General features: G+C 38.6%; 19 protein-coding genes, 1 tRNA gene and 1 pseudogene. 9 read left to right on the top strand and 12 right to left on the bottom strand.

The genetic code is table 11. The features are described from left to right. Window positions 1-95 precede the first annotated feature (95 nt). From B0185_RS06250 to potA, 5 genes are all read right to left on the bottom strand, one after another. Window positions 96-185 (bottom strand) — tRNA-Ser (locus tag B0185_RS06250). Between the two features lie 102 nt (window positions 186-287). Then, window positions 288-599, bottom strand: coding sequence for a BolA family protein (locus B0185_RS06255; protein ID WP_005707586.1), 312 nt, complete (start codon window positions 597-599; stop codon window positions 288-290). Window positions 600-709: 110 nt separating this feature from the next. Then, a complete protein-coding gene (gene potC, locus B0185_RS06260; RefSeq protein ID WP_005707579.1) occupies window positions 710-1,477 on the bottom strand; it encodes a spermidine/putrescine ABC transporter permease PotC in 768 nt (255 codons plus the stop codon). Continuing rightward, window positions 1,477-2,337: a spermidine/putrescine ABC transporter permease PotB gene (gene potB / locus B0185_RS06265; RefSeq protein ID WP_005707525.1), complete on the bottom strand. Its 861-nt coding sequence runs from the start codon at window positions 2,335-2,337 to the stop codon at window positions 1,477-1,479. The genes potC and potB overlap by 1 nt, the downstream gene beginning before the upstream one ends. Then, window positions 2,327-3,439 (bottom strand): spermidine/putrescine ABC transporter ATP-binding protein PotA, encoded by a 1,113-nt coding sequence (gene potA, locus B0185_RS06270; RefSeq protein ID WP_005707523.1) that lies wholly within the window; start codon window positions 3,437-3,439, stop codon window positions 2,327-2,329. The genes potB and potA overlap by 11 nt, the downstream gene beginning before the upstream one ends. Before the next feature lie 265 nt (window positions 3,440-3,704). Between potA and rep the strand changes: the two genes are divergently transcribed. From rep to tsaC, 3 genes are read left to right on the top strand one after another with little or no spacing between them, the layout of a single operon-like run. Further along, complete coding sequence (gene rep / locus B0185_RS06275) at window positions 3,705-5,723, top strand: DNA helicase Rep (protein WP_005707512.1); 2,019 nt, start codon at window positions 3,705-3,707, stop codon at window positions 5,721-5,723. A gap of 1 nt (window position 5,724) precedes the next feature. Beyond that, complete coding sequence (locus tag B0185_RS06280) at window positions 5,725-6,279, top strand: DNA topoisomerase family protein (RefSeq protein WP_005707581.1); 555 nt, start codon at window positions 5,725-5,727, stop codon at window positions 6,277-6,279. After that, the gene (gene tsaC, locus B0185_RS06285; RefSeq protein ID WP_005707560.1) at window positions 6,272-6,826 is read left to right on the top strand and encodes an L-threonylcarbamoyladenylate synthase type 1 TsaC; all 555 of its coding nucleotides are present in this window, start codon (window positions 6,272-6,274) and stop codon (window positions 6,824-6,826) included. The genes B0185_RS06280 and tsaC overlap by 8 nt, the downstream gene beginning before the upstream one ends. 143 nt (window positions 6,827-6,969) lie before the next feature. Here tsaC and B0185_RS10350 read toward each other — a convergent pair whose 3' ends face one another. From B0185_RS10350 to B0185_RS06315, 6 genes and pseudogenes are all read right to left on the bottom strand, one after another. After that, entirely contained in the window at window positions 6,970-7,083 is a 114-nt protein-coding gene (locus B0185_RS10350) for a YetF domain-containing protein (protein WP_005707493.1), read from the bottom strand. 47 nt (window positions 7,084-7,130) lie between these two features. Continuing rightward, window positions 7,131-7,400, bottom strand: coding sequence for a sulfurtransferase-like selenium metabolism protein YedF (gene yedF, locus B0185_RS06295; RefSeq protein ID WP_005707539.1), 270 nt, complete (start codon window positions 7,398-7,400; stop codon window positions 7,131-7,133). Window positions 7,401-7,436: 36 nt separating this feature from the next. After that, entirely contained in the window at window positions 7,437-8,654 is a 1,218-nt protein-coding gene (gene yedE / locus B0185_RS06300) for a selenium metabolism membrane protein YedE/FdhT (RefSeq protein ID WP_005707510.1), read from the bottom strand. Window positions 8,655-8,909: 255 nt separating this feature from the next. After that, window positions 8,910-9,578 carry a hypothetical protein gene (locus B0185_RS06305; RefSeq protein WP_005707599.1) on the bottom strand — a complete coding sequence of 223 codons (669 nt, stop codon included), beginning with the start codon at window positions 9,576-9,578 and terminating at the stop codon, window positions 8,910-8,912. Window positions 9,579-9,818: 240 nt separating this feature from the next. Further along, a pseudogene (gene ushA, locus B0185_RS06310) lies at window positions 9,819-10,052 on the bottom strand (bifunctional UDP-sugar hydrolase/5'-nucleotidase); the annotation flags it as partial. A gap of 5 nt (window positions 10,053-10,057) precedes the next feature. Next, window positions 10,058-10,420 (bottom strand): diacylglycerol kinase, encoded by a 363-nt coding sequence (locus B0185_RS06315; RefSeq protein ID WP_005707495.1) that lies wholly within the window; start codon window positions 10,418-10,420, stop codon window positions 10,058-10,060. Window positions 10,421-10,651: 231 nt separating this feature from the next. On the opposite strand from B0185_RS06315, the gene sstT reads away from it, so the two are divergent. The 4 genes from sstT to B0185_RS06335 all read left to right on the top strand — a co-directional run bounded on the left by sstT (window position 10,652) and on the right by B0185_RS06335 (window position 14,795). Next, window positions 10,652-11,869: a serine/threonine transporter SstT gene (sstT, locus tag B0185_RS06320; protein ID WP_005707598.1), complete on the top strand. Its 1,218-nt coding sequence runs from the start codon at window positions 10,652-10,654 to the stop codon at window positions 11,867-11,869. Window positions 11,870-12,259: 390 nt separating this feature from the next. Continuing rightward, window positions 12,260-12,760, top strand: coding sequence for a non-heme ferritin (gene ftnA, locus B0185_RS06325; protein ID WP_005707556.1), 501 nt, complete (start codon window positions 12,260-12,262; stop codon window positions 12,758-12,760). Then, on the top strand, window positions 12,760-13,257 hold the full coding sequence (ftnA, locus tag B0185_RS06330) for a non-heme ferritin (protein WP_005707545.1): 498 nt from the start codon (window positions 12,760-12,762) through the stop codon (window positions 13,255-13,257). Before ftnA (B0185_RS06325) ends, ftnA (B0185_RS06330) begins: the two co-directional genes overlap by 1 nt. A gap of 236 nt (window positions 13,258-13,493) precedes the next feature. Further along, on the top strand, window positions 13,494-14,795 hold the full coding sequence (locus B0185_RS06335) for an NCS2 family permease (protein ID WP_005707549.1): 1,302 nt from the start codon (window positions 13,494-13,496) through the stop codon (window positions 14,793-14,795). 129 nt (window positions 14,796-14,924) lie between these two features. Here B0185_RS06335 and B0185_RS06340 read toward each other — a convergent pair whose 3' ends face one another. Further along, window positions 14,925-16,229, bottom strand: coding sequence for a cation:proton antiporter (locus B0185_RS06340; protein ID WP_005707574.1), 1,305 nt, complete (start codon window positions 16,227-16,229; stop codon window positions 14,925-14,927). Window positions 16,230-16,473: 244 nt separating this feature from the next. On the opposite strand from B0185_RS06340, the gene B0185_RS06345 reads away from it, so the two are divergent. Together B0185_RS06345 and B0185_RS06350 are read left to right on the top strand one after the other, a co-directional pair. Beyond that, a complete protein-coding gene (locus tag B0185_RS06345) occupies window positions 16,474-18,348 on the top strand; it encodes a SurA N-terminal domain-containing protein (protein WP_005707514.1) in 1,875 nt (624 codons plus the stop codon). A 112-nt stretch (window positions 18,349-18,460) separates the two neighbouring features. After that, window positions 18,461-19,210, top strand: a complete 750-nt coding sequence (locus tag B0185_RS06350; protein ID WP_005707496.1) for a periplasmic substrate-binding domain-containing protein — start codon at window positions 18,461-18,463, stop codon at window positions 19,208-19,210. Window positions 19,211-19,257 lie beyond the last annotated feature (47 nt).

A 19,257-nucleotide genomic window follows, 5' to 3' on the forward strand; every position in this document is an offset into this window, starting at 1 on the left:
CCTAAGCAAAATGCTTAGGGATAAAGTAAAAAATAAAGTATAACTACTTTAACTTAACCAAGGAAATATCTATGAAAACATACTTTCTTACTTAATGGCGGTGAGAGGGGGATTCGAACCCCCGATGCAGTTTCCCACATACACGCTTTCCAGGCGTGCTCCTTCAACCACTCGGACATCTCACCGAATCAATAAAAAAGACGAGCTAATTCTAGCGTTTTTAGGCGTTTTTATCAAGATATTTTTAGTTTGTAAAATAAAGTCGGAATTTTACCGCTTGTTATGGTTTAAAGACCAACACCTGCACAACGTGGGGAATCTGGTCTTTGTTCGCCGATAGCTTGCCACTCTTCTGGTGTGTAAGTATGCAATGCTAATGCGTGAACACCGCCTTCTAATTCAGCGTTAAGACATTGATAGATCGCTTGATGCCGAGCTACGCCACGTTTGCCGTTAAATGCTTCTGTTACTAATGTCACTTTAAAGTGTGATTCTGAGCCACGTCCAGAGCTATGCATATGGCTTTCGTTTTCAATTTGTAAAAAAGTAGGATTAAACGTTTCAGTTAATTTCTTTTCAATAGATTGTTGGATGAGCATGATTAGTTCTCGTAGGATAGACTTCAGTCCACTATGTCTATATACAATTCGGCGGACTGACGTCCGCCCTACAAAATAGCCCACATTTTGTGGGCTATTTACGTTTTAAATTAATGTTTTTTGCGTAATGCTAATTGGCTTAGAACCACGAGTGAAAGTGAGAACACAATCATAATGGTAGCAAGAGCATTAACCTCTGGCGTTACGCCTGTCTTCACGAGTGAGAAGATTTTAAGCGGTAACACTTCGTAACTTGGGCTAGTTACGAAAGAAGAAACCACAACATCATCAAGCGAGATAGTGAAGCTTAATAACCAACCTGAGATGATGGAAGGTAACGCAAGTGGAAGAATAATTTTGCGTAAAATCGTCACTTCACTTGCTCCTAAATCTTTCGCGGCTTCCAACATTTTGCCATCAAAGTCACTTAGGCGTGCTGAGATGGTAATAACCACATAAGGTAAACAGAAGGTAATATGAGCAATCAATAATGAGATAAAGCCAAGCTGAATGCCTAACATCATAAAGAGTACGAGCATTGATACTGCCATAACAATATCAGGCGACATCATTACAATAAAGAGCAAACCGCCCACCATTTGTTTACCGCGGAATTTATAACGATAAAGGGCGATTGAGGTTAATGCCCCTAAAATCGTTGATAATGTTGCCGCAAAAAATGCAATGGTGACCGAGTTTAATGTGGCTTGAACAAGAGTATCGTTGTTAAATAAACGCTCATACCAGTTCCAGCTAAAGCCTTTCCATTGCAAGCCGTATCTGTCCGCATTAAACGAGTTTACTACCAAGATAATAATCGGAATATAAAGGTAGGCAAAAACCGCGAACATAAAAAGATTTCTAAATGTCTTTTTCATTATTCAAGCTCCACCTTTTTATTTAATAATTTATTCGCACGATAGTAAACATAAAGCATTAATGCCATTAAAATGGTTAATGCGATACTTACTGCAGAGCCCAACGCAAATTGGTTGGTATTTAAGAACAAGCTCTTAATAATGTTACCTACCAATGGTGTTTTACCGCCACCAAGCAAGTCGGCAACGTAGAACATCCCCATTGCTGGAAGAAGTACTAATAAACAGCCTGATACAATACCTGGCATCGTAAGCGGAATAGTGACGCGAATAAAGCGTTGGAACGCATTTGCCCCTAAATCTTTTGCCGCTTCTAATAAACGATTGTCGATTTTTTCAATCGAAGAGTAGAGCGGTAAAATCATAAATGGTAATAAAATGTAAACTAAGCCGATGATAATCGCAAGCTCTGAGTTTAATAAACGCAATGGTTCATTAATGATGCCTAACCACAATAATGCTTCATTTAACAAACCTTTCACACCTAAGAAAATCTTGATGCCGTAAATACGAATAAGCGAGTTCGTCCAGAACGGCAACACCACTAAAAAGAGTAAAATTGGACGTACTTTAGCGGGCAATTTTGCAATAATAAATGCAAAAGGATAGCCAATAATCAAACAGAAGAAAGTGGCAATCCCCGCCATATACAAGGAGTTCCAAAGTACTGTGGCGTAGGTATCGTTAAAGAGTGCTTGATATGCACTTAAGCTAAATGCAAAATCAACGAAATATTGACTTTGGCGGTTTTCAGTTAAGAAACTAATGATAAATACAAGCACATTCGGCACTAATACGAAAAGTAAAAGCCAACCGAAAATCGTCGCCACCGTTCCTTTTTGGAATTTATTATTCGTCATCGTTTAGGACAACCTCCCAACCTTCGTGCCATGTTAACGCCACTTTTTGGCCTACTTCGTGGTCAATGTTTGGATCATCTTCATTGAAGAATTCGCTTACTAACACGTTCATACCGTTGTGATCAAGTTTCACGCTAGATTCAAGCGTCATCCCTTTGTAGTTACGGTCGATAATGTGACCGATGATTGCTTTTGAGCTTTCATCTTCATCTAATTCTTCAATCACAATATCTTCTGGGCGCAGTAATACTTTCAGTTTTTGATTTGGTTTAACGTCTAAATCTTCTACTTTAATGTTGCAAATTCGACCTTCCACGTTCGCTTTAACGCTTGTGCTATCCACACGTTCAATTACAGTTGCGTCGAACACGTTGATTTCACCAATAAAGTGTGCCACAAATAAGTTTTTCGGCTCTTCATAAATTTCACGCGGTGTGCCATCTTGAGCAATTTTACCTGCGTTCATTACGATAATACGATCCGACATCGTTAACGCTTCTTCTTGGTCGTGCGTTACAAAAATAAAGGTAATGCTTAATTGACGTTGTAATGCTTTTAACTCTTGTTGCATCTCTTTACGCAATTTGTAGTCAAGAGCAGAGAGTGATTCATCTAAAAGTAAAACTTTTGGTTTATTTACCACCGCACGTGCAATAGCAATACGTTGTTGTTGACCGCCTGAAAGCTGTGCTGGTTTTTGCTCGGCACGGTCTTCCAAACGCACCATACGTAATGCTTCCATTACACGCGGTTTGATTTGATCGTTTGGCACTTTTTGCATACGCAAACCAAATGCCACGTTTTCAAAAATGGTCATATGTGGGAAAAGTGCATAGCTTTGGAATACGGTATTCACAGGGCGTTGTTCAGCAGGGATATTAGATACATCTTGACCATCAAGAATAATTGAACCCTCTGTTAAATCTTCAAAGCCCGCAATTAAACGTAACGCAGTTGTCTTACCACAACCTGAAGGACCTAAAATCGTTAAAAATTCACCATCATTAATGGTTAAATTTAAATTTTTCAGAATCGTTTTGCTACCATAGCTTTTGGTAACATTGCGAAGTTCGATAATGGGTTTGTTATCTAACTTTTCCATTTACTGTTGTTTTCCCCTATGAAGAGAGTTGAGAAAATGAATTGCAAATTCAATAAAAATTGCTTGATTTGCAACGCGAAATGAGAATAAATCAATTTGGTATCATATAGCGAATAACTTGATTTTGAAAGTAAAAATTTACTTTTTGAGCGATAAGCGGTGGATTTTCTGGCGGATTTTGCACAATATACAAATTAAGAAAGAAATTAGACCGCTTACAGGCTTTAGGCTAAAATAGCTTCTAATAAAATAAATAGATAAAACAATGAAACTCAACAACCAACAACAACAAGCCGTGGAATATGTCGATGGGGCTTGCCTTGTGTTAGCCGGGGCTGGCTCTGGCAAAACGCGGGTTATTATCAACAAAATTGCACATCTAATCGAACATTGCAACTATTCGCCGAGAAATATCGCCGCCGTAACCTTTACCAACAAGGCAGCACGTGAGATGCGCGAGCGTGTGGCTCATTCTATCGGCAAAGAAAAAACTAAAGGGCTGACAATTTCTACCTTTCACACGCTAGGCTTTGAAATTCTCAAACGTGAGCATAAATTGCTCGGTTTTAAGTCTGGAATGACGCTGTTTGATGAACATGATCAAATTGCTTTGCTCAAACATTTACTGCCTGAAAACGTGGCGGAAGATAAAGATCTCTTAAAAGCGCTGGTTTCCACTATTTCAAATTGGAAAAATGATCTGCTTTCTCCTGAAATGGCGATACATCAGTGCAAATCGGAGCGAGATCGCGTTTTTTCACACTTTTACCAACTCTATCAAAATCAGCTAAAAGCCTATAACGCTCTTGATTTTGATGATTTGATTATGTTGCCAGTGTTGCTTTTCCGCCAATTTCCTGAAGCGAAAGCCCATTGGCAGCAAAAAATTCGCTATTTGTTGGTGGATGAATATCAAGACACCAACACTAGCCAATATGAGTTAATTAAACTTATCGTAGGCGAAAATGCGAAGTTTACCGTCGTGGGTGATGATGACCAGTCGATCTACTCTTGGCGTGGGGCGAAACCTGAAAATATGCGGCGTTTACGGGAAGATTTCGATCTAAAAGTGATTAAATTGGAACAAAATTACCGTTCTAGTCAGCGGATTCTGCATTGTGCCAACATTCTGATTGATAATAATGAACATATTTTCGACAAAAAAATCTTCTCGGAATTAGGGCAAGGCGAAAAGCTGAATATTATTGAGGCGAAAAATGAAGAACACGAAGCGGAGCGTGTCGTGGGAGAAATTATCGCCCATCGTTTTTCCAAAAAAACGAAATATAAAGATTACGCCATACTTTATCGAGGCAATCACCAGTCGCGGTTGCTCGAAAAATTGTTGATGCAAAACCGTATTCCGTACAAAATTTCGGGCGGAACATCGTTTTTCTCTCGAGCTGAAATTAAGGATATGATGGCGTATCTGCGTTTGGTGGTGAATCCTGAAGATGACGCTGCATTTTTACGCATTGTGAATGTGCCAAAACGTGAAATTGGTCCAGCTACGCTTGAAAAACTGGGCTTGTTGGCAAATGAAAAACATATCAGCCTGTTTGATGCGATTTTTGATTTTGAGCTGATTCAACGCTTAACGCCAAAGCCTTATCAAGCCTTGCAAGATTTTGCTAATTGGGTCGTTAAAATTGCCGAGCAAGCGGTTCATTCTGATCCGATTGTTGCAATGAAAGATATGTTGGGGCAGCTTCAATACGAAGCTTATTTGTATGAACAAGCAACCTCGCCCAAAGCAGCAGAAATGCAAAGCCGCAATGTGCAAACGCTGTTTGAATGGGTTGAAGCGATGCTGGCTGGCGATGAAATTGAAACTCCGATGACTTTGGAGCAAGTGGTCAATCGCCTGACTTTACGGGATATGCTTGAGCGTGGCGGAGATGATGACGAAGCCGACCAAGTGCAGCTAATGACGCTACATGCTTCAAAAGGGTTGGAGTTTCCGCACGTTTTTCTCATTGGAATGGAAGAGGGTATTTTGCCACACCAAAATAGCCTTGATGATGACAACGTGGAAGAAGAACGTCGCTTGGCTTATGTGGGGATTACTCGTGCCCAGAAAACGTTGACGTTTTCACTTTGCAAAGAACGCCGTCAATATGGAGAACTGATTAAACCCGAACCAAGCCGCTTCTTGCTTGAGCTTCCGCAAGATGATTTAGTTTGGGAAAGTGAAAAACCACAAATGAGCGAACAACAGAAAGTGGATAAAGTTTCCTCAAACATTGCCGATTTAATGGCAAAATTAAAAGCGAATAAGAGATAAAATGTCACTTTTTAAATCAACTAAACAAGAAGAGCATTGCCCCGAATGCGGGGCATTGTTGCAGATTAAACAAGGTAAATACGGGCTATTTCTAGGCTGTTCACGCTACCCAGATTGTAGCTACATTAGACCACTACACCAAAGTTCGCACGTAATAAAAACGCTAGACGAAATCTGCCCTGAATGTGGTCATTTTCTGCAAATTAAGCAAGGGCAGAATGGGATGTTTATCGGCTGTAGCGACTACCCAGAATGCCACTTTATTGTGCAAGAAGAACAACCTGAAACAGAAGAAAAGTGGCTCTGCCCTGAGTGCAAAAAGCATCATTTAGTGGCAAGAAAAGGGCGAACAGGTAAGATTTTCTACGGCTGTGAAGGCTATCCGAAATGCCGATTTACCCTTGCAGGCAAACCGATTGAAAAAGAGTGCCCTGCGTGTCATTTTTCATTAGCCGTGCTACGTAAAGGTAAAAAAGGTTACCAATGTGCGAGCAAAGCGTGTCAGCATATTTTTGAAGAGCAAGAAATAGAACAAGCGGTGAAAAAAGATGAATAATTTGCAAAAAATCGTGGAGCAATTTCAACAAAATGAAGTGATTGCCTACCCAACCGAAGCTGTTTTTGGTTTAGGTTGCAATCCAAACAGTGAACAAGCGGTGAGAAAATTGCTTGCTTTGAAAAAACGTGAAGAAAGAAAAGGGTTGATTTTAATAGCCCCAACGGTGGAACTGCTTTTGCCTTATTTAGATGAGAGCAAATTGGCGGAAACAGAATGGCAGCGTTTTGGCACGATTAGCAATCAAGCGATTACATGGATTATGCCTGCCAAACCGAATTTACCCCGTTTTCTCACAGGGCAATTTAATTCGATTGCAATGCGATTATGTCGAACCCCTGCGGTGGAAGCTCTTTGTCTTGCCACCCAATCAGCGATTACCTCCACCAGTGCCAATATTTCAGGCTTACTACCTTGTCGCACAAGCGGTCAAGTTTATGCTCAATTTGGCAAAGATTTTCCCGTGCTAGAAGCTGAAACCGAAGGGCGAACCAACCCTTCAGAAATTCGAGATATTTTCACCCAACAGGTTTTGCGAGCAGGCTAAGCTTTTTCATATAAATAGGTAATCAATTGACCGTTTAAATATTCGCCAACATAAATCTGATTTATTGTCAAATTTTGAGCTTCAAGTTCGGTTTTAAGCTACTCTTCATCTCGGTTGATGATGTCTAAAATATCGTGGTCGAGTTATCCATCAATAATCAGTGGGTAGCGTAAATCCTGATCGCCATATTGAATGATCGAAAGTTGCCCGTTTTGTCCTAATACGGCTCGTTTCACCGATGCGATTTCATATGACAAAGCCTAAACATCTTAATGTTTAGGCTATTTTTGTAAATAGGAAAAGATTAACGCTGAATCAAATAACGCAATTTCGTGCCATCTTGTTCAACGCTTAACAATGTATAACCATGGTTTTTTGTGTCTACAGGAATATTATTAATCGATTGAGCACAATCGCTTAATAGCTCTAAAACCTCACCTTTTTTCAATTCTGGCATCGTTTCAAGCATCACGATAGCAGGGTAGGGGCAAGGCTCGCCTAGGGTATCCAGTGTGTAATCTGGGGTGATGTCTTTCGGATCTTTATCCAATTTTTGTACGACAGTAAATGCCATAATGTTCTCCTGATGTTTTAGGTTATGTGGTATTGATTAGTTACAGCCGCAAGAAGCTGCCGCTACTTTCGCTTTGGCTTTAGTAAGGAAGCGTTTTTCCCACCAAACTACAGCAACCAAACAAGCGATTAATAAGCCATAATTAACGAGCAAGCCACCGACGGGGCCAAACTCTTTGAGTAAGTTAAGTTTGTCGTAATCTAAGGCGAGTGCTGGTGCGATATCGTCCCATACGTAAGCAAGGTAGGTTGAGCCGATAACGTTACCTACACCAACCCACATAAAGTGTACTTGCCCTTCCATAGAGCGATACATCCAACCAGTTTCGCAGCCACCTGCTAATACGATACCAAAACCGAATAATAAACCGCCGATAATCGCATTTGGGCCTGCCCACATAATTTTAGGAGAAACGCCTAATTGAATGTATGAGAACACCCCAATTGTGCCAACGAAGATTCCAAAGATAATCGCTTTTGCCATATAAGCACGACCTGTTACCCATAAATCTCGGAATGCGGAGGTAAAGCAGATTTGTGCACGCTCAATCAATAATCCGAAGATTAATCCGCAAAGCATTGCAAAACCAAGTTTGATAGACGATTGCATCACATAGAGGGAAGCGGTCAAATATGCTAAAAAGATTACCATCCCAATGCGGAAGCGACGCGTAGCTTGTTTCGGATCGCTTTCTTTGATTTTTGCTGCCCCTTTTTTGAGCTGCAATTTTACGCGGAACATTGGCAATAAGGTTACTTTCACGCCAAAGTAGGTGCCGATAGCCGTGGCAATGGTAAAGAACCATGCGTGAACAGAGAATTGAGGAATCCCTGTAAAAAGTGAGGCCAAATTACAGCCCATTGATAAACGGGCTCCAAAACCAGCTAAAGCACCGCCAATGAGTGCTTGAGCAATACGACGTTTATGCGGTTGGTTACGCCATTTTACGTTATTCGCCCAAAGTGCAGCCGAAATACAGCCCGCGAACATCCCCAAAATCATTACGCCATCAATACGGGTAAAAATTGTACCTTGCATCCCGATGATTTTGTAATAGCTCCATTCGCTTACATCTACGCCAAGAGCTTGTAACGCGTGCCCTCCCCAGCGAGTAAACTCGCCTGTTACTGCCCAATAAGTGCCTGTTACACCGAAATAATAAGCCGAAAGTAAACCTGCCGCAATAACCGCAGCCACTGGGTTCCAATATTTAATCAGATAATCTTGTTTGAATTGTCGCCAAATCTCTAACATTGTCCTTAAATCCTTAAGAGAGTTAATGATTTGCAAGCGAAGGTATATAATGAAAAATAGAATTGAATTGAGAAAAACAATTGGATTTGTTCATTTCCTATACACAAACTTGCGATATATGAATGAATTACCGTTGAAGTGGTAAAAGTATAATCAAAAAATAGAGAGAAAACAAACAAAATTGATAGATAGCAGATAAAATAAAACCTCAAGTTAAATAACTTGAGGTTCTGTTTTAACTGAATTAGCAAAAAATTATTTAGATTCAACCGCTTCTTTTACGGCATCTACTTTTTCACCAACTTTGTTCATCATTTCTGATGTTTTTTCAGCTGCTTTATCTGCCATTGCATCTGCAGCTTGTTTTACTTCTTCTGCTTTATCTGCTACTGCAGTTTTAGTTTCTTCAACTTTAGCTGTTGCAGCATCTTTTACATCAGCCGCTTTTTCAGCTACTGTTGCTTTCATTTCGTCAACTTTAGCTGCTGTTGTCTCTTTTACTTCGGTCGCTTTTTCAACCGTTGCTGCTTTCACTTCTGCTGCTTTATCTGCCATTGTATCTGCAGCTTGTTTTACTTCTTCTGCTTTATCTGCTACTGCAGTTTTAGTTTCTTCAACTTTAGCTGCTGCAGCATCTTTTACATTAGCCGCTTTTTCAGCTACGGTTGCTTTCATTTCGTCAACTTTAGCTACTGTTGCGTCTTTTACTTCAGTCGCTTTTTCTACCGTTGCAGCTTTCACTTCTTCAGCTTTATCTGCAGCAACTTGTTTGATTTCTTCTGCTTTTTGAACTGCAGTCTCTTTCACTTCTGCTACTTTCTCTGTTGCAGCTGCTTGAGCTTTTTCAGCTGTTTTTTGAGCTTGATCACAAGCCGTTAAAGCTAATGCTGAACCTAAAACAAGGGCTAATAATGATTTTTTCATAAGAACTCCATAAAGTTAATTTTGCATCAATTACTTACACTTAGTATATGTTTCTAACAAAAAGTTCATTTATTTATTCAAGAACTAAAATTAGTTTTGTTTTTGTGTAAGGTGTTTCGGTTTAAAATTGAATAAATAAAATAATGCCAAAAATAGCATTTAGATAGCACATACTAATATTTCAGATTAAAAGTATACCCTATTATTCATAAATATTCATTCTTAGTTTTTGAAAATTACTTCTTCTTTTTTAATGGTCTTTTTTAGGTTGATTGGAATCAGTTTGTAATCCATTAAAGTGGCTTTACCATTTTCAAATTCGAAATCAGTACGCTCTAAATATTCACCCCATTCGCCTGCTTGCATAATCCAAGAACTGTTTTGGTAGTCTGGTTTACATGCTATTGTTGGTTTGAATTTTTCGATAAATCGACCTTTCTTATCGAAAAAAACGGTATCGTATGTATGACTGTATAATATTAGAACAAAAGGATTAAGCCCCAAGTAATAGTAAAGAGCACCATTGCTACGAAAACAGCAGCAGAGCCAATGTCTTTGGCACGCCCTGAAAGTTCGTGATATTCCGAACCAATGCGGTCGACCACCGATTCTACTGCACTGTTGAGTAATTCAGCAATCAAGACAATAAAAATGCTACCAAGAAGTAAAATTTTCTCGATAGCACCATTGCCGAGCCAAAACGCTAGCGGAATTAAAATAATTGCTAACCAAACTTCTTGGCGAAAAGCTGCTTCATTGATATATGCTGATTTCAAGCCTTTCATTGAATAGCCTGCTGCTCGAATAACTCGTGTTAAATTTGCTTTATTTTCAGGTTTCATAACTTAATCCAAAAAAAGAAAAACGGGCGATATTTTACCTAAAGAAATCGTTTGTAACAAAGACAAGATCACTTTTTAAACAAAAATTAACCAGTTATAACGTAAATAGGCATAATTTTTTATCTGAATTGAACTTTTCCCTATTCCATTAAAAGAAATTTTCGGCTAATCTGAGAACTCATCATTTATCGATGAATAATTGGTCTTTTATTTTTTCAGAAGTGAAACATTATGAGTAATTCTTTATCTTCAAAACTACTAGGCGGTAATCTTGTATTACGTATCGCAGTAGGTTTAATCTTAGGGATAGGCTTAGCCCTTATAAATCCTGAATGGGCAAAAGATGTTGGCGTTTTAGGTCAATTCTTTGTGAAATCTTTACGTGCTATCGCACCGATCTTAATTTTTGTATTGGTTATGTCGACCATCGCAAATAAAGAAGTGGGTTCAGATAGTAAAATCAAGCCGATTCTCGTACTTTACGTACTAGGTACATTTGTTGCAGCATTAACAGCTGTAGTATTAAGCTTCCTATTTCCAACGACTTTAGAATTAGTCGCAAGCCCGGATGGCTTAGCACCGCCAGATGGTATCGGTCAAATTATTAAAACCGTGGTATTTAACCTTGTTGATAATCCTCTTCAAGCCCTTGCAAATGCAAATTTCATCGGTATTTTAGCGTGGTCTATCGGCTTAGGTATTGCATTACGCCACTCTTCACCAAGCACTAAAACATTCTTAAGTGACTTCGCTGATGCGGTTTCAGCTGTTGTTAAAGTTGTTATTGCCTTAGCACCAATTGGTATTTTCGGTTTAGTCGCAGATACATTTGCGACTAACGGTTTAGATGCTTTCATTGGCTATGGTCGTTTATTATTAGTATTACTCGGTGCAATGGTGATTGTTGCATTCATCTTAAACCCACTTATCGTGTGGTGGAAAATACGTCGCAATCCATACCCACTTACTTTCATCTGCTTACGTGAAAGTGGCGTGATGGCATTCTTTACTCGTAGTTCTGCAGCGAATATTCCTGTAAATATGGGTTTATCAAAACGCTTAGGTTTACGTGAAGAGATTTATTCACTTTCTATCCCACTTGGTGCAAACATTAATATGGCAGGTGCTGCAATTACCGTTACTGTATTAACACTTGCAGCGGCTTACACACAAGGTATTGTGCCTGATTTCTGGTCTGCGTTATTATTAAGTATTGTGGCTTCAATTTGTGCTTGTGGTGCATCTGGTGTGGCAGGTGGTTCACTTTTATTGATTCCATTAGCGTGTAGCTTATTTAATATCCCGAACGATATTGCCGCACAAGTAATCGGTGTAGGCTTTATTATTGGTGTTATCCAAGATTCAGCTGAAACGGCACTGAACTCATCAACAGACGTATTGTTTACCGCTGCGGTAAGTATGTCTGAAGATCACAAAGAAAATTCATAAGGAGAACAAAATGGGTACATTTGGTTACGCAATGATGACTGTTGTTGCATCACTTGCTATGATCTGTTTTTTAGCATTTAGTATTTTCTAGTAAATAATTTAACAAAGGGATAAAACGATATGATTGTTCTATCCCTTTTTAATATGTTAGTTCCTAAAAAACATTCTCATTTAGCTTCTCTAAATGAGAATTCTTATTGTTTAAACTTATCAAAATTGAAATTTTGTTAGAAAAAAACTATTAAAATGCTTGATTACTTTTTCAACTTTGATATACTTGCAAGTGTTTTAAGGGCAGGATTTTTTTCTGCCCTTTGTTATATATAGATTTCTAAATGAGAGTATCTCTCATTTCATTTACATTTTCATAATATTTGCATAGGAGAAAATATGTTACAACAATCTATCGTTGATAAACTCAACGAACAAATCAACTTAGAGTTCTACTCTTCAAATGTTTATTTGCAAATGTCTGCATGGTGTTCAAAAAATGGTTTTGCGGGTGCAGCAACTTTCTTACTTCGTCACGCAGATGAAGAATTAGAGCATATGCAAAAATTATTCGACTACGTTTGTGAAGCGGGTGCAACGCCATTATTAGGTAAAATCGAAGCTCCACGCAAAGAGTACGAATCATTAAAAGAGTTATTCGATGTGGTTTTAGAACACGAGAAACACGTAACAGCTAAAATCAATGAATTAGTAGAAGTGACTTTCGCTGCGAAAGATTACTCAACCTTCAACTTCCTACAATGGTATGTGGCTGAACAACACGAAGAAGAGAAATTATTTGGTGAAATTTTAGATAAATTCGTGGTGGCAGGCGAAAGTAATAAATCACTTTACTTTATCGACAAAGACTTAGAAACCTTAGATCAAGGAGCAGAATAATGTTATCGCAAAATATTATCAAATACTTAAACGACCAATTAAACTTAGAATTCTATTCTTCTAACGTGTATCTTCAAATGTCAGCTTGGGCAGATAACAACGGCTTCCCTGGTGCAGCAAAATTCTTAAAAGCACACGCAACCGAAGAAATGGAACATATGCGTCGTTTATTCACATACTTAAACGAAACAGGTGCGTTAGCTGAAATTTATGCGATTGAAGCACCACAAGCAGAATATGATTCATTAAAATCATTGTTCGAAATCGTATTAGAACACGAAAAACACGTAACCTCAAAAATCAATGAATTAGTGGAAGTGGCTTTTGAGGCGAAAGATTATTCATCATTCAACTTCTTACAATGGTATGTGGCTGAACAGCACGAAGAAGAGTTTTTATTCAACTCTATCTTAGATAAATTCCGTTTATTAGGCGAAGATGGTAAATCTTTATACTACATTGATAAAGATTTAGAGCAAATGGCAGCGGCACATTAATTTACGTGGCATTCTGTTATCTTTAATGTGGGGTGAGTTGCTTACGACCTAATATTTTGGGTGATGTAGTAACCTCCTACTCGAATAACCAAGCCATCAAGCGGTTGATTTTTCATAGCATTTTGCAATCGTTATGAAAAATTGACCGCTTATTTTATAAATTCATAAGCAATCGTTTGCTTGTTAAAAGGGGATTCTGTAAAATTCGCTCTAATTTTTCTACACTTGAGGTCTTTATGTCTTTATTTAACTTTGAAGAACGTGGTTCAAACGTTCGTCAAGAGGTAATCGCAGGATTAACTATATTCCTTGCAATGGTTTATTCTATTTTTGTTGTGCCTGGAATGTTAAGCCAAGCAGGCTTCCCTGCTGAATCGGTGTTTATCGCAACCTGTTTAGTGTCAGGGTTAGGCTCAATCTTAATCGGTTTATGGGCAAACGCACCAATGGCAATCGGTAGTGCAATTTCATTAACTGCATTTACCGCATTCAGTTTAGTGCTTGGTCAAGGCATCTCAATTCCTGTGGCACTTGGTGCAATCTTCCTAATGGGGATTGTATTTACTCTTATTTCAGTAACAGGCGTACGTTCTTGGATTTTACGTAATCTTCCTTCTAGCATTGCTCACGGTGCAGGTATCGGTATCGGTTTATTCCTTCTATTGATTGCGGCAACTAACGTAAAATTAGTCATCAACAGTGGCATTGATATTCCTGTGAAAATGGGCGAATTTACCTCATTTCCTGTAATGATGTCGTTACTTGGCTTGGCTGCAATCGTGGGTTTAGAGCGTTTAAAAGTGAAAGGCTCAATCCTTTGGGTAATCATTGTGATTACTATTATCGCTTTAATTTTTGACCCGAATGTGAAATATTCTGGCTTCTTTAAAATGCCAAGCTTTGGCGAGAACTCATTATTCTTAGAATTAGATGTAATGGGGGCATTAAATGCAGCAATTTTACCTGTGGTATTCGCATTAGTGATGACTGCAATCTTTGATGCAACAGGTACAATTCGTGCTGTTGCGGGTCAAGCAAATTTATTAGATAAAGATGGTCAAATCTTAAATGGTGGCAGAGCTTTAACTTCTGATTCATTAGGCTCAGTATTATCAGGCTTATTCGGTACTGCACCAGCCGCAGTTTATATCGAATCAGCAGCAGGCACAGCCGTTGGTGGTAAAACAGGTTTAACCGCAGTAGTGGTGGGTATCGGTTTCTTATTGATGCTTTTCTTCCAGCCATTAGCAGGTTTAGTGCCAAGCTATGCAACCGCACCAGCATTAATGTATGTAGGCTTATTGATGTTAAGCAACGTATCAAAATTAGATTTTGATGACTTCGTTGGTGCAATGTCTGGCTTAGTATGTGCAGTATTTATCGTACTTACCGCTAACATCGTAACAGGTATTATGCTAGGTTTCGCTACTTTAGTGATTGGTCGCACCATTTCTGGTGAGTTCAAAAAATTAAACATCGGTACAGTGATTATTGCGATTGTGTTAGTTGCATTCTATGCGTTAGGGTTAGCGATTTAGTATTAAATATTATTTCATAGAAAAAGAAGCGGTGGATTTTGTTTAGCCTTTGAAGGGCTCTCAACAAAATCCACCGCTTGTTTATAAATTGATATTTTTTAGCGATAATTACGACTATACATTTTAAAGCTAATGTTTGCTAGGCTGCAAATACTCCTCACGATTTGGATCAACCGTTTTTGATTTTCTGATCATTGGTTCAATGGTTGAACCTTGCACAAGAATCGAGAACATGACCACCGCATAAGTCATTACTAAAATTAAATCTTTTACATCAATGGAGCCTGCAAATGCAGTCTTGCTTGGAATGGAAAGTGCCATCGCAAGAGCTAAACCACCACGTAAACCGCCCCAGGTCATAATTTTTAGCGTATAAGGGTTGTAGGTTCTGAATTGTTGCATTCCTTTGAATGGAATCCAGAGACTGAGATAGCGCGAAATCAAGCAAACAGGAATAGCAATAATCATCAATACAATCCCGTAGAATTCAAAGTCTACTAACAATAATGCAAAACCGATCAGAAAGAAGAGCAGTGAGTTTAAGAAGTGGTCGATCATCTCCCAGAAATGGTCGAGATAACGTTGGCTCTGTTCCGAGAAACCTGAACGGCGCGTCCAGTTACCAATCATAATCCCTGCAACAACCATTGCAAGTGCACCTGAAACGTGTAGTACATTAGAGGCAAACATAAAGCCTGCGGTTGGAATAGTAAGTGTGATGAGAATTTCCATTGAGCCATCATCGGTTGAGGAAATCAGCACGTGGGCAATAAAACCGAGTAAGAAGCCGAATAAAATCCCACCAATAGCTTCGTGCATAAAGAGGCTAAAAATATTGCTAACAGAAGTTTCTTGACCACCAAAAGCCACTGCAAAAACGGTTACGAAAATCACTAAACCGACCCCATCATTAAACAGCGACTCCCCTTCTACTTGCATTGATAAACGTTTGGGAGCGCGTAAGTTTTTGATAATCGCCAACACTGCAATCGGGTCGGTTGGAGAAATCAAGGCACCAAAAACGACGCAATAGATAAAGTCAATTGGCAATCCGATAAGGTTAGCGGGCATCCAAATCAATAATGCGATCAGGAAAGTGGAAATGAGGGTTGAGATAAGAGCGAATGCAGTAATTTCCCATTTTTGGTCTTTAAGTACGGGTAATTTTACCCCTAAAGAGCCCGCAAAAAGTAAGAAGCCTAAAATCCCGTTGAGTAAAAAACTTTTGAAATCAATTTGCTCCATCACATTTTTTGCGATAACGTCAATTTTAAACCAACCGAAAGAGCCTAAAATCCAGACTAATAATGAACAAAACATAGCAGCCGCAGTAATAGCAACAGTTGACTGCACACGAGCAGAAATTTTGCTTGTAATAAATCCAAGTAAGATAGAAAGAGCTGCCAGAAAGCAAATATAAGCATAAATATTCATCAAGAAAATCCAGTATGTTTCTGAATAGAGAAAATAAAAAAGAGTGTGTATTCTATCATAAATCACTTTATTAGGGCTTGTGCATGTTTCAAAAATACTTGTGTTGCCATTTAAAATTGCTTCTAGAGTAAGCATTTTTGAATAACGCTAAAAGCTTTAAGAATGGAAAAATCAGATTTGAGAAAAATTGAGTTTAAAGTATAATTCCTAGCATTTTTATATTCAGTATATTAGGGAATAGCCCATGATTGAAAAATGGCATGAACGAACCAATAGCGTTGGTTTTAAAATTATCTTCTCATTGGTATCACTTTCATTTGTGCTTGCAGGCATCGGTGGTGGTATTGTTGGTGCGAATACTTCTGCCGTAAAAGTGAACGGACAAGAGATTTCGCAACGTGCTTTTTCTGATGCAAAGAATCGCCAACAAACTATTATGTCAAACCAAATGGGAGCACAATTCTGGGACTTATTAGATAAACCTGAATTTGCAAACGAATTTAACCAATCAGTCTTAAATAATCTCATCAATGATGAATTGCTCCGTCAATACATTCAAGAATTGAATTTAGGAGTAAGTGTTGATCAAATTAAGTCTGAGATTGTTCATAGTCCAAACTTTCAGCAAAATGGCAAGTTTGATAATAATCTTTATCAGCAGACGTTACGCAATGCGGGGTTAACCCCCGATGGCTATGCTCAAATTGTAGGGCAAGGCATTCTCTTTTCTCAAATGGAAAAAGGAATTTTAGGTACTAGCTTTAATGTACCTATTCAAGAAGAAAACTTAGCCAAATTGTTATTCCAAAAACGCCAAGTGCGTTTAGCGTCTTACTCTTTAGCAAATGAAGTGCAAAAACAGACCGCTTCACAAGAGGAGTTGCAGGCTTTCTATGATAAGCATAAGACACAATTAGTGATGCCAGAGCAGTTTGTGGTGGAATATGTAACTTTATCGCCAAAACAAGTGGAAAATAAAGTACAAATTACGGATGAACAAATTGCTACTTATTATGAAACGAATAAAGCACAATATGTCACTAAAGGCGAATCTCAATTTGCACATATTCAAGTAGCAAATGAAGCAGAAGCACAAGCTATTGAGCAGCAATTAAAGTCAGGTGCTGATTTTGTAACCCTTGCAAAAGAAAAATCGTTAGATAAATTATCGGCAACAAAAGGCGGTGATTTAGGTTGGGCAAAAGCGGGCACATTTCCAGCTGAGTTTGAAAAGGCTGCTAACGCATTGCAAGTAGGGCAAGTTAGTCAACCAGTCAAAATGGGCAATGAATATCACATTATTAAAGTGTTAGATCGTAAACCAGAAACAGCTTTACCACTTGAGAAAGTGAAAGAAAACATTGTGAATACTTTGCGTCACGAATTAGTGGGGGCTGAGTATTCAACGTTAACGCGTAATATGGCAACTTCTGCGTATGAAAATGCAGGCTCATTGGAAGAAGTCGCAAAAGTAGCAGGCGTTGAAGTTCAAACTACTCCTATGTTTACTCGTGAGACATTACCAGAAGCATTAAAATCTGATGCAGTAACTAAAGTGCTTTTTGAGGGGGATTTAGCACAATCAGGTCAAAATTCAGAGGCATTAGAAGTGGGCAATGAAAATGCTTCTCGCACCATGTTTCTGCGTGTAAAACAATATCATCCACAGCGTGAGAAAACGTTTGATGAAGCAAAATCAGAAGTGGAAGTAATGGTAAAGCGTGAGAAAGCGGAAACGGCATTATTAGCTCAAGCAGAGGCTCAAGCAAAAGCATTAAGCGAAGGTAAAAATGAGGTTACTTTCGGCACAGCTCAAACACTTGTTTATGCTCAAGCACAAGCAGAACAACCTGCATTTGCCAAATCGGTATTTGCAATGCCAAAACCAGAGGGCAAACCAACTTTCAGTGTCGCTCGTAATACTCAAGGCGATGTGCTATTAGTGGCATTAGATAAAGTAGAAGATGGTTCATTAAATGAATTTAAACCACTTCAAGCTCAATTTAATGACGCAAATCGCACCACCTTACGTGCCGATTTAATCAATAATTTACGTGAGCGTGCGTCAATTGATGTGAATGAAGAGTTTATGCAACAGCTAAATTCGACAGCACAGTAATCATCTATTACGTTATTTTAGGGCAGAGATTATGATATCTGTCCTTTTCTTTATCAATTTCTCCAAATTAGCGTATAATAGCCATAGTTTAGAAATCTACTCAGGTATTTGTATGGCTTATTCTCTTTTTCAATCTCAAACGGTGAAATTTGCAAAAAATTTTGCAATATTTACCGCTTGTTTTTGTTTCTTTTTGTCAGCGAATGCCAAAATGGTAGAGAAAGTCGCTTCGCCAGCTAAACTTTGCACTTATTTTTACGATTTTAATTTTCACGATCCGCAGTTAAAAAAGCCTGAAGTTCGCCAAGCTATTAAAGCGATGGTCTTTTCAAATCGCATCAAATATGAAAATGGCGAAATCAATTACCATATTTTGCCGAAATCGTTACAAGTAGAAACGGAAAGTCATTGGTCGCCCATTGCGGTTGAGCAGTTGCTGATACAGAGTGGTATACGCTCCAAGTCGCCACTGTATTTGAATATTCTGTTTGAAAATCAAAAACCGCATAATGTGATTGGACGACAGATCAGTCGCGTATTAGCACAGTCAGATCTTATTCGAGTCAACCCGCAAGCGGTCAAAAAATCGGAGTTGATTGCACAACAAAAGAAAGGCAACTATCAGCTTATTCGCAGTGAGCAATGTGTTGAAAAGCCGAATGTAATGCTCTTTTTAGCCCGTTTTTCTTCAAAACATTCTGAAAATCTCAATGGATACGCTAATACAGAAGTGGATAGATTGCTCATAGAATTACAAACGAAAAAACTAAATAGTGCTAAACGTGCTGCGTTAATTCAACAACTTATTGAGATTTTAGAGCAAGATGTTGCGATCTTGCCATTATATGAATTTTCTAAATAACCCCTTTTTAGGGATTGATTCTATCGTTTAAATCTCCTATTTTGGCG

This window comes from Haemophilus parahaemolyticus (assembly GCF_002015035.1).
Classification (GTDB): Bacteria; Pseudomonadota; Gammaproteobacteria; order Enterobacterales; family Pasteurellaceae; genus Haemophilus_A; species Haemophilus_A parahaemolyticus.

Bases quoted from the DNA above. Each gene is read 5' to 3' on its own strand.
- B0185_RS06315 (WP_005707495.1), bottom strand. From the start codon at position 10,420: ATGAAACCTGAAAATAAAGCAAATTTAACACGAGTTATTCGAGCAGCA.
- ftnA (WP_005707545.1), top strand. From the start codon at position 12,760: ATGTTATCGCAAAATATTATCAAATACTTAAACGACCAATTAAACTTA.
- B0185_RS06305 (WP_005707599.1), bottom strand. From the start codon at position 9,578: ATGAAAAAATCATTATTAGCCCTTGTTTTAGGTTCAGCATTAGCTTTA.
- yedE (WP_005707510.1), bottom strand. From the start codon at position 8,654: ATGTTAGAGATTTGGCGACAATTCAAACAAGATTATCTGATTAAATAT.
- B0185_RS06350 (WP_005707496.1), top strand. From the start codon at position 18,461: ATGGCTTATTCTCTTTTTCAATCTCAAACGGTGAAATTTGCAAAAAAT.
- potA (WP_005707523.1), bottom strand. From the start codon at position 3,439: ATGGAAAAGTTAGATAACAAACCCATTATCGAACTTCGCAATGTTACC.
- B0185_RS06345 (WP_005707514.1), top strand. From the start codon at position 16,474: ATGATTGAAAAATGGCATGAACGAACCAATAGCGTTGGTTTTAAAATT.
- B0185_RS06255 (WP_005707586.1), bottom strand. From the start codon at position 599: ATGCTCATCCAACAATCTATTGAAAAGAAATTAACTGAAACGTTTAAT.
- B0185_RS06340 (WP_005707574.1), bottom strand. From the start codon at position 16,229: ATGAATATTTATGCTTATATTTGCTTTCTGGCAGCTCTTTCTATCTTA.
- tsaC (WP_005707560.1), top strand. From the start codon at position 6,272: ATGAATAATTTGCAAAAAATCGTGGAGCAATTTCAACAAAATGAAGTG.
- potB (WP_005707525.1), bottom strand. From the start codon at position 2,337: ATGACGAATAATAAATTCCAAAAAGGAACGGTGGCGACGATTTTCGGT.
- ftnA (WP_005707556.1), top strand. From the start codon at position 12,260: ATGTTACAACAATCTATCGTTGATAAACTCAACGAACAAATCAACTTA.
- potC (WP_005707579.1), bottom strand. From the start codon at position 1,477: ATGAAAAAGACATTTAGAAATCTTTTTATGTTCGCGGTTTTTGCCTAC.
- yedF (WP_005707539.1), bottom strand. From the start codon at position 7,400: ATGGCATTTACTGTCGTACAAAAATTGGATAAAGATCCGAAAGACATC.
- B0185_RS06335 (WP_005707549.1), top strand. From the start codon at position 13,494: ATGTCTTTATTTAACTTTGAAGAACGTGGTTCAAACGTTCGTCAAGAG.
- B0185_RS06280 (WP_005707581.1), top strand. From the start codon at position 5,725: ATGTCACTTTTTAAATCAACTAAACAAGAAGAGCATTGCCCCGAATGC.
- rep (WP_005707512.1), top strand. From the start codon at position 3,705: ATGAAACTCAACAACCAACAACAACAAGCCGTGGAATATGTCGATGGG.
- sstT (WP_005707598.1), top strand. From the start codon at position 10,652: ATGAGTAATTCTTTATCTTCAAAACTACTAGGCGGTAATCTTGTATTA.